A 20,848-nucleotide genomic window follows, 5' to 3' on the forward strand; every position below is an offset into this window, starting at 1 on the left:
AAATAGTGATGTTGTTGTGCTAATGGGGAACTCGGCTCAGCGACCTGCAAATATCACCGACATCAGTGTGAGTATTTACTCCCTTGTGGTGATAAGGCGCATCTCTAATCGCAGCATTAAGTTACTAGGGAGATCAATGAGGGGGAAGGAGAGCTGCATTTGGCAGGGGGACAATGCATTACAATCGATAGAGATAGAGCCTATTATTCTTTGGTATTTTTGATGGGTATTTATGATCAATCTTTAATCTAAAAAGCTTGCTTAAAAATGACAATATCACTAATCTCCACGCCCCTTTGGGATTAGTAAGAAGACACTCCGTTTTCTTCTCCTTCATATGAGTAAAACATGGCGCTACATACAGGGCTAGAGATAGATTCTAACGTGGATCAATACACCTCGTTATTTGAATCTATTGCACAGGACATTGCTGATAATGGTTACAGTATTAAACCTAATGCCTTACCGATTGAGTTGGCTAAAAAACTAAGTGCTCGATCTCAAGCGATATCTGATACTCACTTTAAAGCGGCAGGCATAGGCCGAAGCAGTGAGCTTATGCTGAATAATGAGATCCGAAGCGATGAGATATGTTGGATTGTTGGTGATAGTGATCTTGGTGCAAGTTGGTTTGACTGGGTTGAGGGACTAAAACAATATGTAAACCGGACTCTTTTTCTGGGACTGGACGAATTTGAAAGCCACTTCGCTCACTATAGCGAAGGCGATTTTTATCAAAAGCATAAAGACGCGTTCCATGGTGAATCAAACCGAATTTTAACTTTGGTGGCTTATCTGAATGAGGATTGGAGTGAAGACTGTGGCGGCGAGCTTCTTGTTTATCCCGATGACTCAGATGAAGTGATAGCTAAAGTCATTCCACACTTCGGCACCATTGTAGTTTTCATGAGTGAAGAGTTCCCTCATGAAGTATTACCCGCTAAGTGCGACAGATATTCTATCGCCACTTGGTTTAGGCGCAAGTCAGATCCGTTGAGTTAAGGCTAAGAAGGGCGGCACTTTGTGCCTGCGAGCCTAGAACGCTGCGCAGCGAGATCGCTTCGCTTCGAGGGCGTTCGCAGGCTCACTGCTAGGACGCTTTGCTGCGAGATCTTTCGTTGCTAGTGAATGATGGTTGTCCCATCATTTTATTCGTTACATTTTACTTTCTTAGTATCGGGTAAGCTACTGAAGGCCATACCTTCATTGTTGTTTATCGCTTCACAGCGTCTCGCAGAAGCATCTGCACATAAGCCCACGGCAGGTGATAAGTTAAATTGAGGCCATGGTTAACCACAAACCATCAAACACCAACTCAGTCCAACAACCCCTAATGAACCCAACTCCAAAAAATACTTCAAACTTGTTATTCAACAAGTTTTCGCAATTTGTTGTCTGGCAAGTTAATCAGTTTTGATTTCGCAGATAAAAAAGTGGCCCTATATCGCTATAGGGCCATTTATATTTATGGTTGTTTAGTCTTATTTATTAAACAACTGGATGATGATCAGGGTGATCAAAGCTGGGCAGATGTACTTTACATATAGCGGCCAGATGCGCCAGAACAGGCTGTTACTGTTAACGCCTTCTTGAGCCTGTATATCCTTAAGTAGGTCATTACGTTGCCATACCCAGCCTAGGTAGATTGCAATACCGAGTGCAATAAGGGGTTGGGCTCGCTCGGTGGTTAAGGTGATCATAAAGCTGAACAGTTGCTCGAAATTAAATACTACCGTCAGAGATAACACGGTGACTAAGGCGCCAATGAGATAGGTTGCCTTGTTACGGTGCATAGACTTTTTCTCCATCAGATAGCTGGTAGGCACTTCGACTATCGAGATGGCTGAGGTTAGGCCTGCTATGGTCATTAAGACGAAAAACACAAAAGCCAATATGTATTGCAGATGACCGCCTAAGGTATCAAACAGGGCGGGTAGCACAGTGAAGACTAAGGTATCAGAGTTGAGTAAACTGCCGTCAGCGGCAAATATCTGTACGCCGTTATGTTGTGCAACATACATGGCTGGAATGATCATCATGGCAGCTAAGAAAGCGACACTGGTGTCGGTTAATGTGACATAAGCGGTAAGTTTACCTAGGTCTTCATTTTTATTGAGGTAAGCGCCGTAGACCATCATGGCACCTGTGCCGATGGTCAATGAGAAGAAGGTTTGTCCTAATGCGCCAATAAGTACATCAGCATCCCATATCCGAGAGAAGTCAGGCACAAGAAGTGCTTCTAACCCTGTCATCGCACCTGGTTGATTGAGTATGTAGATAACGCCCATGACTAAGATAATGAGTAATAGCGGCATTAACCTTTTTGACCACAGCTCGATCCCTTTCTGTACGCCTTGGCGTATCACCAAGATCACCATTAGGATAAACAGCACGGTGAAAACGACATTACGCGAGAGGGAGAAGTTCATCAACCAATCGGAGACTTGATCAAAGCCAAACATTTCAGCTATCGGTGCTAAGGCGAAACTGACAAACCAGCCGGAAAGAATGGTGTAGAAGGTACAAATCAATGTGGCGGTAATGATTGAAATCAAGCCAATCGCTTTACCGATTTTTCTACTGATCACACCTGAGCCAAGTTTTGCCATGGCATCGGCGGGATTGGTTTGTCCGTGACGGCCGATCATGAGCTCGGCGACCAACATGGGGTAACCTAGAATGAGAATAAGCACCATGTACACAAGCAGGAAAGCGCCGCCGCCATGGGTTGCAGCTTGAGTGGGAAAGCCCCAGATATTACCGACACCAACAGCAGAACCTGCTGCTGCCATGATAAAACCTATTTTGGAACTGAAGTGGGTGGATTCTGCACTGCTCATGTTTATTTCTCGCTTACTTTCTCTCTTCAAGAGGGCGCATCATAGAGGTTTATATAAAATGGTCAATGCTGCGTTGTGGCGTAAAACTCTTTTATATTGAGATTTAATGTCGTCATTTTTTATTTTTGAGCTTTTTTTTGGTGAGCAAAGCCATTAATTTGAAATATATTCGCAAAGGGTTTTGTCTGAGACGTATCAGCGCAAGATTATTGCGTTGAAATTAATTTTATCATTGAGAGCTAACCCTTCTCCTTGTTGAGAAGAGTCGTCGAAAGAGCTGTTGAGAAAATCTGCCAAGAAGCGTTACCGATAAGAGAACCAGTAACGCTTGGGATTAAGAGGGAAGCGGGATACTGGTCTGGTTTTTTACGTGCTTAAGTACAAAGCTGGATTTAATGCCGCTGATATGTGGATGAGTGGTGAGCTTCTCAAGCAGGAAAACTTTAAACTCCTTCATATCAGCCACCAGAACTTTTAATTGGTAGTCAGAGTCACTGCCTGTTAACAGGCAGCATTCCTGCACTTCGTCATACCCTGCGATGGTATCTTCAAAGGACTCTAGAATAGCTTGAGAGTGCTTCTCTAATCGAACTTGGACATAGGCGGTGAGTGAGAGGTTAAAATGCTCTGGGGATAGCAAGGTGGCATATCCTGCAATATAGCCAGATTCCTCCATTGTTTTCACACGTCTGGAGCAGGGAGAGGCGGATAATCCCACTTTTTCTGCCAGCTCCTGATTTGATAATTTACCTTGGCTTTGAAGTAACTTTAAGATGGCCAGATCAATCTTGTCGAGTTGTAGCTCTGCCATAGCAGTGGATCTCTATTTACCTTAACCTGAGGTTAAGCATACGGTTAAAATGCAAAATGAAGAGCGTTGGCGCTTTCATATTACCGAGTGTTTTCCAGCTTCTTTCTGTTTTTCATTAAGGCTGAGTAGAAGTTATTCAAATAGGGGAAGGCTTGATTCACCACGAAGATGGATACGAGTCCAATCACGCCGCCAAGTGCTGTTGAGGCAAGCACATCCTGAGACCAATGCATGCCAAGTAGCATACGACTAAACCCCATCCCGATACTCCAGATAAATAGCATGCCAGGAATGAAAATATTACCCGCTAATAGCAGGTAGTAGCTGGTGATCATGGTTAAGGTCAGTGCAAATAACGTGTGCCCAGAAGGAAATGAAAAGCCCACTTCATGCTTCCAATGTTGTTTAACCAGAGGAGAGAGAGTCAGATCTGAATGAGCGTGTTCGAGTCTATCGAGTGCGCTGCTCATCTCTACTTTTCGTTGCGCTTTGGGCAGCGAGTAAAAGTTGTCAGTGTTAAGGAGGTACTGTGACTCTAACCAAACCGCATTGGGCCTAGGTTCATTAAAGTGAGGCTTGAGATAACTGTTTAAGGTCAGTGTGGTACACATACCTAATGAAATCGCGAGAAAAAGACTAATGAATTGCGGTTTAGACAAGCGCTGATAGCTCAGGAATAACACCAGCAGTACAGTGGCAACACCATAGGGAGCGGTGCCAGTTGATGTTAGCCAAAAAAGAGCGTTCGCCAGTGTCGAATCTAGGGCTATCAATGGAAAAAGTGATGTATTGAGCAGCAATAAAATGGCGGGAATGATAGCCAAAATTGTCCAGCCGAAGATCATTGGGGCAATAGGGGAACGAATAGTGGTTGAAGGTGCTTTCAAGGATAAGGCCCTTTGGTACAGTTTATGAATGCAGGATAAGCAGATTAGGCTAACGTGCAATAAACTCATTGCCAAGAGGATGGCCTGATAAACAAGCAAATCGAATGAATTAACATCAGGAGGTTAACCATCTTTTAACACTTGTGTAATGGATGAGAAAAATCCCGATGGCCAATGTTCGCCATCGGGGACTTCAAAACCGTGTTTTTAAAGATGGAGTGTTGCTTATGTTAGTGACTCCTTACATAAGCAAGATTGTGGCGGGGTATACACCATTTACGCTTCAGCACTTCGATGACGTGTAATGAACATGAGTGCTAAGAGGACTGTAAGCAGTAAGCCTGTGCCCATTAGGAGCGCGTAATCTTCAAGCTTGAGTATTGAATAAAGGACACCGTAAAGACTCACTAACATGGCGGCGATTATCCCTCCTTTCTTCACACTGGCAGTGGCACTGCCAACATAGGCTGATATTGATAAAATCGGAATGCTGGCGGCAATAGAGTAGGCATAGTTAAAAGCCAAATGCTCAGAGAGTGAGAGCAGCAGTAGATAAAATAGCGTGACAGCACAACCTACCAAAAGGTACTGAATTAAATTAAGGCGTGTGTTCTGACCCAATTCAAAGATCAACAGCACGATAAAGGTAAGGGCGATGAATAACATGCCGTATTTTACCGAGCGTTCAATTTTTCCATAGTGAGTGACAGGTTCAAACAGTTGACTGCTTGCCTGAACCTCGGTGAGATCGACATCTTGATCGCTACTGAACACTTGAGGGTAGTTTCGGGTCAGGTGACTGATTTGCCAATCTGCACTGAAGCCAGTATCGGAAATATCTCGGTTGGTGGGTAAAATTCCGTTGAAACTAGGGTGTGGCCAGTCTGTGGTGATCTTGATATCGGTATGCTCCCCCAAAGGCAGTGCGCTAATAGACTGTGACCCACGTAGTGCGATGGCAAAGTCGACTTCAAACTTCCCCTGTGTGAGCTCCACTGAGATGGGCTGCTGAAAACCGCGCTCTAACCCTTGTAGTCGCTCAAGTCCTGTCCCCGGCATTATGCCGTTATCGGCTAGAGTTGATAGCGTCTTACCCTCTGTGTTGAGTAAGCTAAATTGTTCAATTTTTTCAATCGCCTGATTGGCTGAAATACCGAAAACAAGACGGGCATTATCTATTTTAAACTCAACGAGGTTTTCGATGTCCAGCTTAGGTATGACAAATTTAGCTTTGCCAGTGACAGCCGCACTATAGACAAGGGATTGATATATGCCTCTGGAGCGAAAATCGTGTTTAAGATCCATCGCTAAGGTCAAATTTTTAGGAAGTATGACAAGCTCACTTTGATACTCTGACTTGAATTTTATCGGCTCCCCTGCATCATTTACCTTCTCTTTTATCACTTGATAACGGTAAGGGACGACAAGTGCAGGCCCTGAGACCCGTTGTTGTGGCCCCCAGGATTGGCCTATTTCGTTGATGACCTCGTGATAGAGATATTGGCGGTCAGAAGTCATGTTCATCACGATCCCTAAAGGGATGGCCGATAACAGTGATATGCCGACCAAGATGATTATTTTGTGGGTGATATTGCTGGCAGCTGTCGTGAATAAGTTGAGCATTGCTGATTACCTTTCCCTTTATTGAGTAATATTTCCTGTCGGTATTGAAACAGAATAGTGCGAGGGAAGGGGGGCAAGGCGATGATCAATAGTGGCAAAAAAGAGGCAATCTGTGATTAGTAAAACAAAAAAAAGCGCCTAAGCGCTCTTTTTCAATTGAGAGTGAGACGATGAATACCGTCTATTCTCGAATAGGGTTGAAGTTATTAGTCAGCCGACTCTTCACGCTCGTTAAGCTTCTTCTCAAGTGCATTGACTTGTGCTTGCAGTGCTTCAAGTTTTTCACGGGTTTTTAATAGTACGTGTTGTTGTACTTCAAACTCTTCGTGGGAAACCACATCTAGCTTCATTAGCTGGTTTTGCAGGATCTGTTTGCTCTTTTCTTCGAATTCACCAGCAAACTGCTTCAAGCCACTTGGCAGGTTTTCGCTCAGTTGCTTAGCAACTTCTTCGATTTTCTTTGGATTGAACATGGTCTATTTCCGCCATCGGCTAAATGTATATTAAGTAAGATTGTACCTGAGGGTGTCATTTTAAGAAACCAGCGAGATCACTAATCAGCAAGCTAGTGAGCTAAAAAAATGGCCAGTTCAGTAAATTGAGCTGGCCATTTTCAGATTAACTATCGCTGCTATGCAGTGATTTTTAGCTCTTCGTCAAATTCAGGAAGAGGCTCATGTCTTTCAGCTAGGTAGGTGTAGATCACAGGTAACACAAACAAGGTAAATACCGTGCCGATTGCTAACCCTGAGACGATCACCAGACCAATATTGAATCGAGCAACTGCGCCAGCGCCAACGGCGAACAAGAGTGGGATAAGACCCGCTATCATGGCTGCTGTTGTCATCAAGATAGGACGTAAACGAACCGTCGCTGCGAGCTTAATCGCATCAATCTTACTGAGGCCGTTATGGAGTTGCTCCTCTTTGGCGACTTCACACATCAAGATCCCGTGCTTAGTGATTAAGCCCACTAAGGTGATGAGACCGACCTGTGTGTAGATGTTCATCGACGAAAGACCAAAGACGTGTGTCCAAGCAAGCGCGATTAATGCACCACTAATAGCCAGAGGGACGGAGACCAGTATCACTAAGGGATCTCGAACACTCTCGAATTGACTCGCTAAGACTAAGAAGATGATCGCAAGTGCTAAACCAAAGGTCGCAAACAGCGCAGAGCCTTCGGTTACGTACTGACGAGCCTCGCCTAAAAAGTCATAGTCATACCCTTTAGGCAGGTCGTTATCACCAATATTCTTGAGGAAGTCGATGGCATCACCGATGGCAACGCCTGGTGTAGCAACTGCACCAACAGTCAACGCATTCATCTGGTTAAAGTGAGGCAGTGAACGTGGCTCAGCGATCATCTCTATGTCCACTAAGCTAGACAGCGGGATAGAGTTACCATCGGCAGCTTTAACGTAGAAACCGTTAAGTGCTTCTGGGTTGTCTCGGAACTGACGCTCAACTTGTGGGATCACTTCATAAGAGCGGCCATCAAGGTTGATTCGATTGACATAACCATCACTCATCATGGTGGTCAGTGTCACGCCGATATCTTGCATGGTAATGCCGTAACTGCCGGCAAGGTCACGTTTGATATGGATTTTCATGGTGCCAGAATCGAACTTGAGGTTGATTTCTGAGTAGACAAATAACGGGCTATTCTGCACCTTCTCAAGCACGTTACTGCCGATCTGAAATAGGCTTTCGAAAGAGTTCGAGGTGGTGATCACAAACTGGATCGGTAAGCCACCAGACGAACCGGGAAGCTCAGGCATTTGGAAGGTGGTTACCGCCATGCCTGGGATCTGTTTGAGTTCATCACCGAGAATCTTCTGCATATCTTTCTGGCTGTTATCGCGTTCACTCCAAGGAACTAATGGTGAGATACCAAAAGCTTGGTTCGAGCTTGGAATACCCACAAAGGCCAGTGAAGCCTCGCTTTCTGGGTGTGACTTGATGATATCGGTCACCAGCATCATATTCGATTGAATGTAATCTAAGTTGGCCGTTGACGGCGCTGTGCCCATCATCATGACCACACTCTTATCTTCATTCGGTGCCAACTCAGAGGGAATGAAACTGAACAATACCGGTAGAGTGCCAAATACGATGAGGGCAAAGGCGAGCACCACTGGTCGACGTTCCATCACAGCATTTAGCATGCGTTGGTAACGGTTGGTCATCCCAGAGAGGAACGTCTCTACACCGCGCTCAAAACGGTTAGGTGCTGAGTGTGGCTTGAGGATTTTCGAACACATCATTGGCGACAGCGTCAGTGCGACGATGCCGGAGATAAACACCGCCCCAGCCAAGGTGAGCGCAAATTCCTTAAAGAGTGACCCTGTGATCCCGCCCATCAAAGCAATGGGTGCATATACAGCAGCCAGAGTAATGGTCATCGAGATAACGGGCACCGCAATTTCACGGGTACCGATAATAGCGGCTCTAAAAGGGGTTTCACCTAACTTGATATGCCTGTCGACATTTTCCACCACCACAATGGCATCGTCCACCACTAAGCCGATGGCCAGTACCATTGCCAGCAGTGTCATGAGGTTTAATGTAAAACCAAACATCTGCATGATGACGGTGACACCGATCAGCGAGAGTGGGATTGTCACGATAGGAATAATTACCGCACGCAGTGAACCGAGGAAAAGCGTGATCACGATAATCACAATGATCGACGCTTCACCTATGGTCTTGATCACCTCTTGAATCGACTCATCGATAGCCAATGAGGAGTCATAAAGAATACGGGAGTTGATTGACACAGGTAGGTTACGTTGGATATCGGGCATAAGTGCACGTGCATCGGCAGCAACAACAAGCGGGTTTGCTGTCGGTGTTACATCGAGTGCAACAACAACGGCCTCTTGACCATCGGCCAGTGCGCGGTAAACATCGTGGCTTTTTTCAAGGCTCACCTCGGCAATATCGCCTAAGCGAACAACGAGTCCATCTTTACTGGCAATCACCAGCTTCTCTAGCTCTTCGACAGTGGCAACTTGCGTATCAGCAGTACCATTGAAGAGGGTAAATGCACCATTTGCTTGGCCCACAGCCGATTGATAGTTGTTTGCCTGTAGAACCTGCATCACGTCAGTTGAAGAGAGATTGAACGCGCCCATGCGAGCGGGATCGATCCATATTCTCATGGCGTATTTAATGCCACCATAAAGGTTCACTTTGGCAACACCGTTGACGGTGAAAAGTTGAGGTTTAACGACTCGCTCAAGATAATCGGTTATCTGGCTCGAGTTGATTTGGTCACTGGAGAAGGAGATGTAAAGCACCGATGTTTGCGATCCCGTTGACATATCAACAGTGGAGTCTTCGGCCTCTTTCGGCAGCTGAGAGCGGACTGAGTTAACCTTGGCAAGGATGTCTGCCAGAGCGCCATTAGGATCAGTATTGAGCTTCATGTAGACCGTGATCTTAGAAGTGCCCAATGAGCTGTCTGAGGTCATAAAGTCGACGTTGTCAGCCTGAGCTAACGCTTGTTCTAAGGGCTGAGTAATAAAGCCCTGAATGAGGTTTGCATCGGCACCATAATAGCTGGTGGATACTGTGACCACAGTGTTGGTCATCTCTGGGTATTCGCGAACCTGCATGCTACTTAGGGAGTTAAAACCTAGAAGTAGCAATAGGAAGCTTATCGAGGCGGCGAGTACCGGCCTGCGAATGAAAATATCAGTAAAGCGCATTGCCAGCTCCTATTATAGTTGTGGCATAGTGTCGGGAAGATTTAATGCATCATCCTCGGTCACTTTGACTTTGCTGTTGTTACTGAGTCGAACCTGACCTGAAGTCACGATAAGGTCATTGGCGGCAAGTTCTCCAGTGACGAGGGCGTTATTTCCGTTACGCTCCAGTACTTCAACATTGATCTGTTGTACACGCTGTACAGTCTCACCTTCCTCTTGGCTCTCATGGATTAGATAGATAGAGTTACCGTAAAGCGTGAAGTTAATTGCTGTTTGAGGCAGTACAAACTGTTGCGTCATTTCAGGTAATAACACTGAGACTCGGGCAAACATGCCACTGCGCAGTTTTGCATCGATGTTAGGGATGGTTGCTTGTATCTGGATCAAACCACTTTGGTAGAAAACGGCAGGTTCAATGGCTGAAATTTTACCTTCGAATGGATGAGTCGGATAAGCATCCACATAGACGTGAATGGTTTGTCCTTTAGAGATTCGTGGCAGTTGGGTTTGCGGCACGGTAAAACGGATCTGCATGGTGCTGATATCTTCTAAGCGAACAATATCGGTTCCCGTTTGAAGGTACTCACCTAAGTTCACGCTACGAATACCCACTAAGCCTGCAAAGGGGGCATCGATAGAACGACGATCTATGGTGGCCGTTAGGCTTTCAATGTCAGCCTTTAAGGTCAAATATTTAGATTCGCTGTTATCCAAATCTTGCTTAGATACTGAGTTGTTTTTATAAAGACGAGTGAGTCTTTGGTAGTCAGCTTCAGCGGCTGGTAACTGAACCATCTTGCTCTTTAGGTTTGCTTTCTCAACGGATGAATCAAGCAAAATAAGGTTTTGCCCTACTTTAACTTCAGTGCCATTTTCAAAGTTAATGCTATCAATCACACCTGCAAGTTCATTGGCTATCGTCACACCTTGGTTAGGTTCAACAAAACCGATGGCATCGATAGTCGGCTGCCAATTTTGTGGAATAAGCGTCATGGCTGTGACAGGGGACTGTGGCTCGGGCATATTGGCAATGGCATCGGCAATCTTGCCTTTAACCATGATGTTAAAACCAATAACTGAGCCGAATGTGACTAGTGCAATGATGAGCATTATCAGGGTCCATTTTTTCATTTTCCTGATCGTTCCTTTTTAAGTTGATTCTGGTTGTTTGAGTAGGGTTTTCCAGCAAAGATCGCAGACGGTAACCAATTCGTTTTTATCGTATTCAATTTGGCCACGACGTATGCTTCGACCTAGCGCCATTGCGGGTTCTAGTGAAATAGCAAACATGACCTTGTTTTGTAAATTATGAAACGTGCCATCGATTCTTCCGGCTTCGAAAATATGATGCAGTCCCAGAAAAGTGTCTTTCTCGAACGTTTGATGAGGATCTGAATCGACGCCTGGTAGATGTAAGTATTGTTCGTAACTTAGGTTTGCCGGAGTACGCTGTCGTCCAAATTCGATGATGTTGAACCAGATCCGTTTGAATCTCTGCTCTAAGTCACCCTCTTGGCAATTGACTAAAATATGACTCGCCACTTCACGGAGCACATGTTTTCTTAATTCAGAGACCAACTCCTCTTTATCTTTGAAATAACGATAAATCGTTCCAGCTGCCACACCGGCTTCATTGGCAATCTGTTGCATGGAAAGACCTTGCAACCCTTTGCTAGCGATGATCGTTTCGGTGGCTCTGAAGATGAGCTCGCGTTTATTATCCATATTTTTTCGGTATGATGCAGGGTGTGAATGAATGTTCATTCATTATTCTATGTCAGCTGTTTAAAGATGGCAATCATGAAATAGAGGATGTGAGTAAAATTCTGGTATGATCGTCAGTCATTCAATATTGTTTATATTCAATTCACCTCGAAATACAGGACTCTGTATTTGGAAGGGGAGTTGGGTACAGTGCTTTGGTAAAAGTTAAAAGATGAAGCTAAACCCCGGACAAAATGACGCCGTTCACTATGTTTCTGGCCCTTGCCTAGTATTGGCGGGTGCGGGTAGTGGAAAAACGCGCGTGATCATTAACAAAATCGCCTATCTGGTGCAGAAGTGCGGCTATAAGGCCAGAACGATTGCGGCGGTGACTTTTACCAATAAAGCGGCCCGTGAGATGAAAGAGCGTGTTGCTCAGTCTATGGGACGAAAAGAAGCACGTGGTTTATGGATCTCAACTTTCCACACCTTGGGGTTAGAGATCATTAAGCGTGAGCATAAGGTCATTGGTTTAAAGCCGGGCTTTTCCTTGTTTGATGATCAGGATTCTTTGGCGCTGTTAAAAGAGCTGACCGAAGATGAGTTTGACGGTGATAAGGATCTGTTAAAGAACCTCATGACGGCGATTTCGAACTGGAAAGGGGATCTCATCGTCCCAGATCAAGCCGTTAAGATAGCTGTTGATGAGCAAGCAAAATTGTTTGCCCATCTGTATCAGCGTTATGCCAAACACATGAAGGCGTATAACGCGCTGGATTTTGACGATCTCATCTTAATTCCGACTCTCTTGCTTAGGCACAATAAAGAGGTTCGGGATAAATGGCAGCAGCGTATTCAATATATGCTGGTGGATGAATATCAAGATACCAATACCAGTCAGTATGAGCTCGTTAAGCTGCTTGTGGGTCAGCGCGCGCGTTTTACCGTGGTAGGAGATGACGATCAATCTATCTACTCATGGCGTGGTGCAAAACCGCAAAATCTGGTGCTGCTTGGTAAGGATTTCCCAACCCTTAAATTGATTAAGCTTGAGCAAAATTATCGCTCGAGCCAACGTATTCTGCGAGCGGCCAATATACTGATCGCCAATAACCCTCACGTTTATGATAAAGCACTATTTAGCGAACTTGCTTATGGCGAGCCGTTAAGAGTCTTGATTGCGGCCAATGAGGAGCAGGAAGCAGAGCGAGTGATCGCCGAGATGATCCGCCATAAATTTATGGGGAAAACCAAATTTGGTGATTACGCCATATTGTATCGTGGTAACCATCAGTCTCGTCTGCTTGAACGTTCATTAATGACCAACAGAATCCCTTATAAGTTAAGTGGTGGTACGTCGTTTTTCGGTCGAGCAGAGATTAAAGACATCATGGCTTATTTAAGGTTGGTGGTGAATCCTGATGACGATAATGCATTTTTGCGTGTAGTGAACTTGCCTAAACGAGGCATTGGTCCATCCACGCTCGAACGGTTAGGTAATTACGCCAATGGGCGTCATATCTCTATGTTTGAAGCCATTTTCGAGGCGGAGTTGAATCATCATTTAACGCCTGCTGCGATGGGGGCTCTGTATAAGTTCGGTCAATTCGTTATTGATACTGGTGAAAAAGCGACTCGCGGCGATCCGGTTGATGCGGTTAAGCACCTTATTCGTAATATCAATTACGAAGATTATCTTTATGAGACCAGTACCAGCGCCAAAGCCGCAGAGATGAGAATGAAAAACATCTCAGAGCTTTATCGTTGGGTGACTGAGATGCTTCAGGGCGATGATTTGGATGAAGGGATGACCCTGCCTGAAGTGGTGACGCGCTTAACGCTCAGAGACATGATGGAGCGTAACAGCGAAGATGAAGGCGGGGATCAGGTTCAGCTGATGACCTTACATGCATCTAAAGGACTTGAGTTCCCTTATGTGTTTATGGTGGGGACTGAAGAGCGAATATTGCCCCATCAAAGCAGTATCGACGAAGGTAACGTCGAAGAGGAACGCCGCTTGGCTTATGTGGGGATCACCCGTGCCCAGAAGGAGCTTTGGTTTGTGTTGTGTCGTGAGCGCCGCCAGTTTGGTGAAACCATGCGTTGCGAGCCAAGTCGATTTTTGCTTGAGTTACCTCAAGATGATTTGATTTGGGAGAACCGTAAGCAAGTTCAAAGTGAAGATCAGCGCCAACAGACGGGTAAGTCGAACATCGCTAATCTCAGAGATATGTTTAAGAAGTAACGCTGATACTCTTCCATCACCATAATGGAAGAGTGTTTATTTAACCTGAACTCGGATTATTTAGGCACAAACGAGCTCTGACAATTCTCCAAGGCTAATGACGTCGCCTAAGCCTTGGCCTTGCCCCTGCTCAAATCCTATTTTTTGCATCGCAGCTTTCTGATTTGAAGTACTAATGCCGTCAACGAAGACGCTTAACTCAAGTGCCTGTGCAGCTAAGAAATGCGCGTTGAGTAACTTAGTGTGTTGCTCGCTATCAAGGTGACAGGCATAACTTGGGTCTAGCTTCAAACCTTGAAGAGGCAAGAAGGTGAGGCTGCTCAGCGCGCTATGAACACTTCCATATCCACTCAGGGCTAAATTAACATCCAGTTTAGTGAGTTGTTCAAAAGCATAGATGTGATTGTCGGTATCGAAGATAAAGCCTTGCTCATCGAAAAATAGCCATATTTGCTGACGATTAAAATGGCTCTGTTTAAGCTTATTCTTGAGCTGCCTTAATCCGTGCTTATGCTTTAAATGTTGCCCTGATATGTTGAGGTGCAAAGGCAAGTGTTCGAGTGTTTTTTCTCGTAACCCTGAATACTCATTATTTAGGCTTTCTAATAGAAAGATATCGAGTTCTTTGGTTAAGTTGCAGTGCTCGGCAATATTGAATAGTTTTGCTTGTTTAATTTTACCTAGGCTAGGGTGGTTCCAATAGAGCCGCGGTTCCAGTGCCAATGTTTCCCCAGTCGATAGGTTTTGAATTGGCAGGTAACTGATTAACAGCGAGTTATTTGAGATGGCGTTTCGAAGTTCTTGCTCTAACTCAATATCTTTATCGAGTTGCTTATGGGACTTATCATCGAAAATAACGTAACAACCTTTACCGTTTGCTTTTGCTTGATACATGGCGGCATCGGCATCTCGTAACAGGGATTCGCTGGTGTCTGACTTATGATGGTTAAACGCGATCCCGATACTCCCCCCGGATTTAAAATGCTGACTTGCGAGCTTATAGGGTTCTGACAGACCGAGGAGTACGCGTTCTGCAACTTCTTCTGCATCTTGCGTGCTATTGATTTTATCGAGAAGAATGACAAATTCATCGCCACCAATGCGGCCTAATGTATCATTTTCTCGGATACATAATTTGAGTCGCTTTGAGGTTTCGATTAAGAAGCGGTCGCCCTCAAGATGACCTAAAGTGTCATTGATGAGTTTAAACCTATCTAAATCGATAAACAGCAGGGCGAATCGGTCGAGTCTATGTCTGCGAGTGTGCTTAACGGCTTGAGAGAGTTTCTCCATAAACATCGCGCGATTAGAAAGACCTGTTAGTGTGTCGTGATTGGCATCATGAACCAGCTGTTGCTCCATCCTTCTTCTTTGGGCTATCTCTTTCTCTAAATCTTGATTGAGCAATGCCAGTGCTTGAGTTCGTTCAAGCACCTTATCTTCAAGTTGCTCATAACTTGAAATTAACGATTCTGCCGATAACTTACGTTCAATCGCATTGGCGATATGTTGAGAGACGAACGTGAGAAGATCGAGATCATTTTCCTGATATCTTCGTGTTTTACTGGTGCTATAGATAGTTAATGCACCACGGACTTGCTCATGGATGAACAGAGGTATGCCAATCCATTGATAGATATCTTTAGTGTTATTCAGCTCGGGAGTTTTCGAGTAGATCTCTCCTGAATCCACTAAGGATTGGATGTCACTATTTTGTAACAGTAATGGTCTACGATTCTTAATAACGTATTCAGTTAGCCCATCACAAATTTGTCTGCTGTTTGGTGTGGGGGTTTCGGCTTGGCTGACATAAAAGGGAAAACTGATCATAGAGCGCTGTTCATTTAGCAGGGCAATATAACAGTTGCTGACAGGGATTAAATGACTAATTACTCGGTGAAGTTCAGAGTAGAAGGTCTGCGTATCAATATTCGAGGTCGACAAGTCGGCGATTTCAAATAATGATTTCTGTAGTTGTTCAGCGCGACGCCTTTCATTAACCTCTTGTTTCAGTTTGTCATAGGCAACGCTAAGCTCTTTTGTTCTTTGTTTTATCGCTTGCTCGAGTTGTTCCTGATGCTGAAGTCTTTCCATAATATTGGAGATTTGATGGCTAACAAAGCTGAGTAACTCGATGTCCATGTCAGTGAAACTAATGTTTGTAGAGTAACTCTGAATAACAAGTACACCGACTACACTATGATTTATCTTAATTGGCGTACCAAGCCATTGGTGGCAAGGTGCACCAAGACTCTCTATCTGTTTATCTAAGATCAGTTGATCAAACTTTTCCTGATCGCACAGGAGGCTTTTACCCGTTTTGAGCACATAACCGGTAAGGCCGCTAAACAGTTTCTCTGAAATGAACTCTTTGGAAAATATTTCAATGGGGTGGTCGTCTTTCTCGTCGAGAAAAAAAGGCACCTCAAGCACATTGTGCTGTGGGTCCAGTAATGCGACAAAGAAATTATCAGCGGGAAGTAGAATGCTGAGAGATCGGTGCACCTGCGAATAAAATTCGCTTGGTGAGTTCACCTCTGCCGCTAAGTTGGATAACTCCAGCAGCATGTTTTGTGTGACTTCTGCACGCTTATACTTAAGAGCTAAGCTCTTTAAGCGTGCAATCCTTTTTTGCATAAGCTCAGATTCACGATGTGAGTCTCGAGTTGGTTCATCCCTAAACATAGTATCCGCCAATCGCTATTTTATTATTTTATGGAGCTAGGATTTGGACTACTTTTACATAAGTTGTATAAATAGCATGAAAAAGCATCACAGCCAAGGTATTTACTCGATAAGTATTGCGGGAAATTCAGGCAAATGAGCAAAAATAAGCATAATGAGTTAAAAGTTGAGCAAACGAACACGTTAATCGAATATATCTGTAGACGGCAGGGTAAATAATCCATATTATATGCCTCGCTAACAAGGCAGGCACCCATAGCTCAGCTGGATAGAGCGCACCCCTCCGGAGGGTGAGGCCGAGGGTTCGAATCCTTCTGGGTGCACCAAGCACTCCGATTGAATAGAACGCTAAGTTAGTAGTAAAATGTTATTGAAATAGTCAGTGGTGATTGTAGCTCAGTTGGTAGAGTCCCGGATTGTGATTCCGGTTGTCGTGGGTTCGAACCCCATCAGTCACCCCATTTCAATTTACAATGATGTACAGAAGGTGACTTCTATAAATATCAGTCTCGGTGATTAGCGCAGTTTGGGAGTGTATCCTGATTGTGATAAGAACGGACCAGAGGGTGACCTCTTTAAGTATCAGTTTCGGTGATTAGCGCAGCCCGGTAGCGCATCTGGTTTGGGACCAGAGGGTCAGAGGTTCGAATCCTCTATCACCGACCAAATTATATATGTATTGAATTTATTCGATGTTGTAAGAAGAAAGATTAACGGTGATTAGCGCAGCCCGGTAGCGCATCTGGTTTGGGACCAGAGGGTCAGAGGTTCGAATCCTCTATCACCGACCAAATTTACTAGAAGCCCTTAGAGAAATCTAAGGGCTTTTTAGTTTTCAACTGATAGAGTTAGAAGTTCGAATCCTGCTTTTTAAAAGTGCATCCGACCAAATTAAAAAATATTGAATTTATTCAGTGTTGTAAAATATAAGTCTCGGTGATTAGCGCAGCCCGGTAGCGCATCAACTCTTATTAATAGAGAAGTGAAACAAGAGCGGACCAGAGGGTCAGAGGTTCGAATCCTACTCTTTATAAAATCAGCCGACCAAATTTACTAGAAGCCCTTAGAGAAATCTAAGGGCTTTTTAGTTTATGGCGGAATAGAGAGTTAGAGGTTCGAATCCTGCTTTTTATAAAATCAGCCGACCAAATACGAAAAGCCTTCTGACTCTTATAAAACAAGAACAGAAGGCTTTTTTGATCCCGCATAAATAACTCAAGGTAGCAGGAAGTCCAGTAGAGGGGCTTTAGCTCTTTATCTGGGGAAATCACTTAGGGTATTAAGAAGTAAGGGTTAATACCAATCAGTATAAAGATTTGATCGCTCAGCGAGAATTTAGCGGTACTGAGGCAAGGTCATTATTTGCTCCTGCATTAATGACATTCACCACATCCATGTGGTTTGCAACGAGTGAAGAGCATAGTTATTCTACGGTCAAGTTCGTTAACACAGCATCAGCACCGCTAAAACTCGCCTGTAAGGAGTGTTTTTGGCTGCCTACTTCTGCGTTGAATGAACTCACAAGGGAACAACCATTTTGTCATCCATTCGCCTTGAATTAGTTTGCCAACAAACACTCTGAGTAGATCAACTTCTTATACTGATTGGTATAAGAGCTCTGTGCGTGCATAAAAAAGGCCTAGGGGGTTAATCCTAGGCCTTATATTGCAACATTGCTGTTAGCTTAGCTTTCAATATCAGTCGGCGGGAAGATGTAACCCATAAAGGCATTCGTTTTAAGTGGAATAAAACGGTCTAATTGAGGCATCTCTTCAATACCAGTAACGATCACTTTAATATCCAATCCTCTGGCGACATTAATAATGGCACGACAGAGTTCGCCACTGTGCTCACTTTCATCATAATAGGCGAAAGATTGATCTAGCTTCACATAGCTAGGTCTGAGTGATTGTAGGTAGGACATAGAGCCAAACTGGCGGCCGAAGTGATCAATACCAAAATGTGCACCGTTATCACGAATGATAGTACAGATTGAATGACAAGCATCAGGGTCGCTGTAGACAGCGGCTTCAGGAATATCAAAACAGATACGCTCTGGCAGTGATGTTGCTCGTAAGAAGGTGTTGAGCCATTCATGGAACTTAGGATCACTTAAACTTTGAAAAGTTAGGTTGATCGCAATGGGTTCATGATTCTTGTGGAGTAGCCCCTTCTCTTGCATGTCTTCAATTAAGCATCTATCCAGCAAAGTGCCTAAGGATAATAACTCCACATAGGGCATAAATTGACCTGCGTGAATGATCTTGTCTCCCATATTAAGCTGACAGTAAAGCTCTCGTTGTAAGATGTTATCACTGTCATTGAGGTGGACTGGTTGCCACTTAAAATTGAATTGACGCTTTTGAATAGCGGCACTTAAGTGTTCACGCCACTGTTCTCGAGTGAATAACTGTTTTTCATTGGTTTCAAACCAGTGGAAAACTTTATCATCTTTTATGGCTTTTTGAAGGGCATTATCTGTTTGGGCTAAAATATCTGAAACAGACATTTGTCCTATACGTTCGGCAACACCAATGGAAAAGTTCTCATTAGGCTTGCAGCCCGCTTTCGACATCTCTTGATTTATGGTTCGGATCAAGGTCTGTAAATATCGGCTCGTCTGGTCGTGCTCTGAACTGGTGATCAGAAAGGCAAATTCATAGGCTGCGATTCTGGCGATGACAGAGCTGGCAACATCATCTAGCTGCTCTTTCATTTTTTCTGCAAGTAATTTGATGGTTTCATCTCTTACTTGGTAGCCATACTTACTGTGCACTTCCTCTAGCCAGTCGAACTTTGCCATGACTAAGGCACCACCGGCTGGCTCATTTAGCCAACTGCTCAGACGGCCCATCATATATTGTCGGTTTGGCAGACCTGATACTTGATCGACTAAGTTCTTCTTACGCAGCTCACCAACTTCTTCATCGAGGGAGTTAAACAGTTGCTTTAACTGGTCAGACATACCGTTAAAAGCTAAAACAACAGACTTAAGTTCAGCTGTTTTAGGGATCTGCATGTCAGGTCCGAATTTACGTTGAGCTATCTCTTTCGCATGAACTGAGATTTCGTTGAGCGGTTTTAGTATCCAGGTAAGGCCTACCCGAGCAAATAGAATGGCGATGAGAAATAGGATTGAAAAGACAATAATGGCATTCGTTAAGGTTCGCCAGAGTTCATGGTAACCGAATCCTGGGTGAGCTGTGATTTCTAAATTTGCTAATTGGATCCAACCAGATGTTATCGTGCTCTCTTTTTTTATTGTTTTGAAAAAATCGAGTGCTATAAACCATTCAGGAACGCCGTCGACATGCACGGGGTTATCCCAAGTTTGTTGCTTACCATCTACTAACCAAGTTAATTTAACTTGTTGATAATAGCCACCTTCGAAGATGACATTGATCAGGGTCTCTGCACCAACAATGTCACCAGCTTCAAGATCTGGTACTAACATTATGCCCAGGGAGTTACTGGTGTTATTGAGGTCAGATTCCATCTGTTTGGTTAAAAAGCTTTGAGTCTCAGTGAATTGTACATAGCCTAGACTCGCCACAACCAGTAAGAATAGGCCGAACAGTAGTGAGTATATCTGTCGAAACAGTGTCATCTTTCTAGCTACTCCAATCTTAATTTGGGTTTTCTGAGTCTTTCGACACCCAATCTATGTTTGAGATCGTTCCATTTTGCAAGTTTCTTCGATGAACCTGCGAGAACCCCTCGTCCTTTTTCCTTGTTAAGCCAAAGCTGTCGACCATTAAAACTGTATACCGGCAGTAGATCTTTCCTCTGAGTAGCAGGTTTTATCTTACGATCTAAATTATCGAGAACTAAAGGGATAGACCCCGGAGTTTCGTAATAAGCTAGTACCATATGGTATTGGTTGACCGTTGTTGCTTTTACCATGGTAATTCGTAATTTATCTTCTGCTACACCGAGCTGGAGTAGTGTGAAGTACTTAGCAATTGAAAAGTCCTCACAATCACCACCGTTCACACCAATAAATTCCATTGGTGTGGCCCAGTAATTACTCTCTCCCCAGAGCTTAATATCGTCGACGAATCGAAATAAATTAAAAAAGCTATTAACCTTAGTTATTTTCTCTCTTTCACTTAGGTTTCTTGTTTCATCGAGTACTCGAAACCAAGCTTTTACTCGTTTCCCCGCACGTTCACCGTATCTAGCTTCAAGAGTTGAGGTGATATGACTCTTATTGAGCTTTTGTGTGGGGGAAGCATAAAGGCAAGAAGTGGCTAACATCACAGCGATTAACAAGAATCGGCAGACTTTGATATAAGTTAAATTATGATTAAGTCTGCCTTTCATGATGTTAGATTTAATTCC

The 20,848-nt window shown here is 44.1% G+C and carries 13 protein-coding genes and 4 tRNA genes; 6 read left to right on the forward strand and 11 right to left on the reverse strand.

The features are described from left to right. Positions 1–348: 348 nt before the first annotated feature. Positions 349–1,002 (forward strand): 2OG-Fe(II) oxygenase, encoded by a 654-nt coding sequence (locus FN961_RS15640; protein WP_144041114.1) that lies wholly within the window; start codon positions 349–351, stop codon positions 1,000–1,002. 479 nt (positions 1,003–1,481) lie between these two features. Here FN961_RS15640 and FN961_RS15645 read toward each other — a convergent pair whose 3' ends face one another. The 8 genes from FN961_RS15645 to FN961_RS15680 all read right to left on the reverse strand — a co-directional run bounded on the left by FN961_RS15645 (position 1,482) and on the right by FN961_RS15680 (position 11,637). Further along, positions 1,482–2,840 carry a sodium-dependent transporter gene (locus FN961_RS15645; RefSeq protein ID WP_144041115.1) on the reverse strand — a complete coding sequence of 453 codons (1,359 nt, stop codon included), beginning with the start codon at positions 2,838–2,840 and terminating at the stop codon, positions 1,482–1,484. A 334-nt stretch (positions 2,841–3,174) separates the two neighbouring features. Beyond that, complete coding sequence (locus FN961_RS15650) at positions 3,175–3,651, reverse strand: Lrp/AsnC family transcriptional regulator (RefSeq protein ID WP_144041116.1); 477 nt, start codon at positions 3,649–3,651, stop codon at positions 3,175–3,177. An 80-nt stretch (positions 3,652–3,731) separates the two neighbouring features. Next, positions 3,732–4,496, reverse strand: coding sequence for a phosphatase PAP2 family protein (locus tag FN961_RS15655; RefSeq protein WP_144041137.1), 765 nt, complete (start codon positions 4,494–4,496; stop codon positions 3,732–3,734). A gap of 318 nt (positions 4,497–4,814) precedes the next feature. Next, a complete protein-coding gene (gene creD / locus FN961_RS15660; protein ID WP_144041117.1) occupies positions 4,815–6,161 on the reverse strand; it encodes a cell envelope integrity protein CreD in 1,347 nt (448 codons plus the stop codon). Between the two features lie 206 nt (positions 6,162–6,367). Next, the gene (gene ubiK / locus FN961_RS15665) at positions 6,368–6,634 is read right to left on the reverse strand and encodes a ubiquinone biosynthesis accessory factor UbiK (RefSeq protein WP_144041118.1); all 267 of its coding nucleotides are present in this window, start codon (positions 6,632–6,634) and stop codon (positions 6,368–6,370) included. 158 nt (positions 6,635–6,792) lie between these two features. Further along, on the reverse strand, positions 6,793–9,873 hold the full coding sequence (locus FN961_RS15670; RefSeq protein ID WP_144041119.1) for a multidrug efflux RND transporter permease subunit: 3,081 nt from the start codon (positions 9,871–9,873) through the stop codon (positions 6,793–6,795). Between the two features lie 12 nt (positions 9,874–9,885). Continuing rightward, positions 9,886–11,004 (reverse strand): efflux RND transporter periplasmic adaptor subunit, encoded by a 1,119-nt coding sequence (locus FN961_RS15675; RefSeq protein WP_144041120.1) that lies wholly within the window; start codon positions 11,002–11,004, stop codon positions 9,886–9,888. 18 nt (positions 11,005–11,022) lie between these two features. After that, positions 11,023–11,637 carry a TetR/AcrR family transcriptional regulator gene (locus FN961_RS15680; protein WP_229814708.1) on the reverse strand — a complete coding sequence of 205 codons (615 nt, stop codon included), beginning with the start codon at positions 11,635–11,637 and terminating at the stop codon, positions 11,023–11,025. A 172-nt stretch (positions 11,638–11,809) separates the two neighbouring features. Here FN961_RS15680 and rep point away from each other — a divergent pair, with 172 nt between their 5' ends. Further along, positions 11,810–13,822, forward strand: a complete 2,013-nt coding sequence (gene rep / locus FN961_RS15685; protein WP_144041121.1) for a DNA helicase Rep — start codon at positions 11,810–11,812, stop codon at positions 13,820–13,822. A 60-nt stretch (positions 13,823–13,882) separates the two neighbouring features. Here the strand turns inward: rep and FN961_RS15690 are convergent, their stop codons facing one another. Further along, the gene (locus FN961_RS15690; protein ID WP_144041122.1) at positions 13,883–16,507 is read right to left on the reverse strand and encodes a sensor domain-containing phosphodiesterase; all 2,625 of its coding nucleotides are present in this window, start codon (positions 16,505–16,507) and stop codon (positions 13,883–13,885) included. 249 nt (positions 16,508–16,756) lie between these two features. On the opposite strand from FN961_RS15690, the gene FN961_RS15695 reads away from it, so the two are divergent. From FN961_RS15695 to FN961_RS15710, 4 genes are all read left to right on the forward strand, one after another. Continuing rightward, positions 16,757–16,833: transfer RNA gene (locus tag FN961_RS15695), tRNA-Arg, on the forward strand. Between the two features lie 59 nt (positions 16,834–16,892). After that, positions 16,893–16,968: transfer RNA gene (locus FN961_RS15700), tRNA-His, on the forward strand. Positions 16,969–17,096: 128 nt separating this feature from the next. Further along, positions 17,097–17,173, forward strand: a tRNA-Pro gene (locus FN961_RS15705). A gap of 48 nt (positions 17,174–17,221) precedes the next feature. Then, a tRNA-Pro gene (locus tag FN961_RS15710) sits at positions 17,222–17,298 on the forward strand. Positions 17,299–18,191: 893 nt separating this feature from the next. Here the strand turns inward: FN961_RS15710 and FN961_RS15720 are convergent. Further along, positions 18,192–20,114, reverse strand: a complete 1,923-nt coding sequence (locus tag FN961_RS15720) for a bifunctional diguanylate cyclase/phosphodiesterase (protein WP_144041124.1) — start codon at positions 20,112–20,114, stop codon at positions 18,192–18,194. An 8-nt stretch (positions 20,115–20,122) separates the two neighbouring features. Then, complete coding sequence (locus tag FN961_RS15725; protein ID WP_144041125.1) at positions 20,123–20,830, reverse strand: transglutaminase-like cysteine peptidase; 708 nt, start codon at positions 20,828–20,830, stop codon at positions 20,123–20,125. Positions 20,831–20,848 lie beyond the last annotated feature (18 nt).

Origin of the sequence: Shewanella hanedai (assembly GCF_007197645.1) — a bacterium.
Lineage (GTDB): Bacteria > Pseudomonadota > Gammaproteobacteria > Enterobacterales > Shewanellaceae > Shewanella > Shewanella hanedai.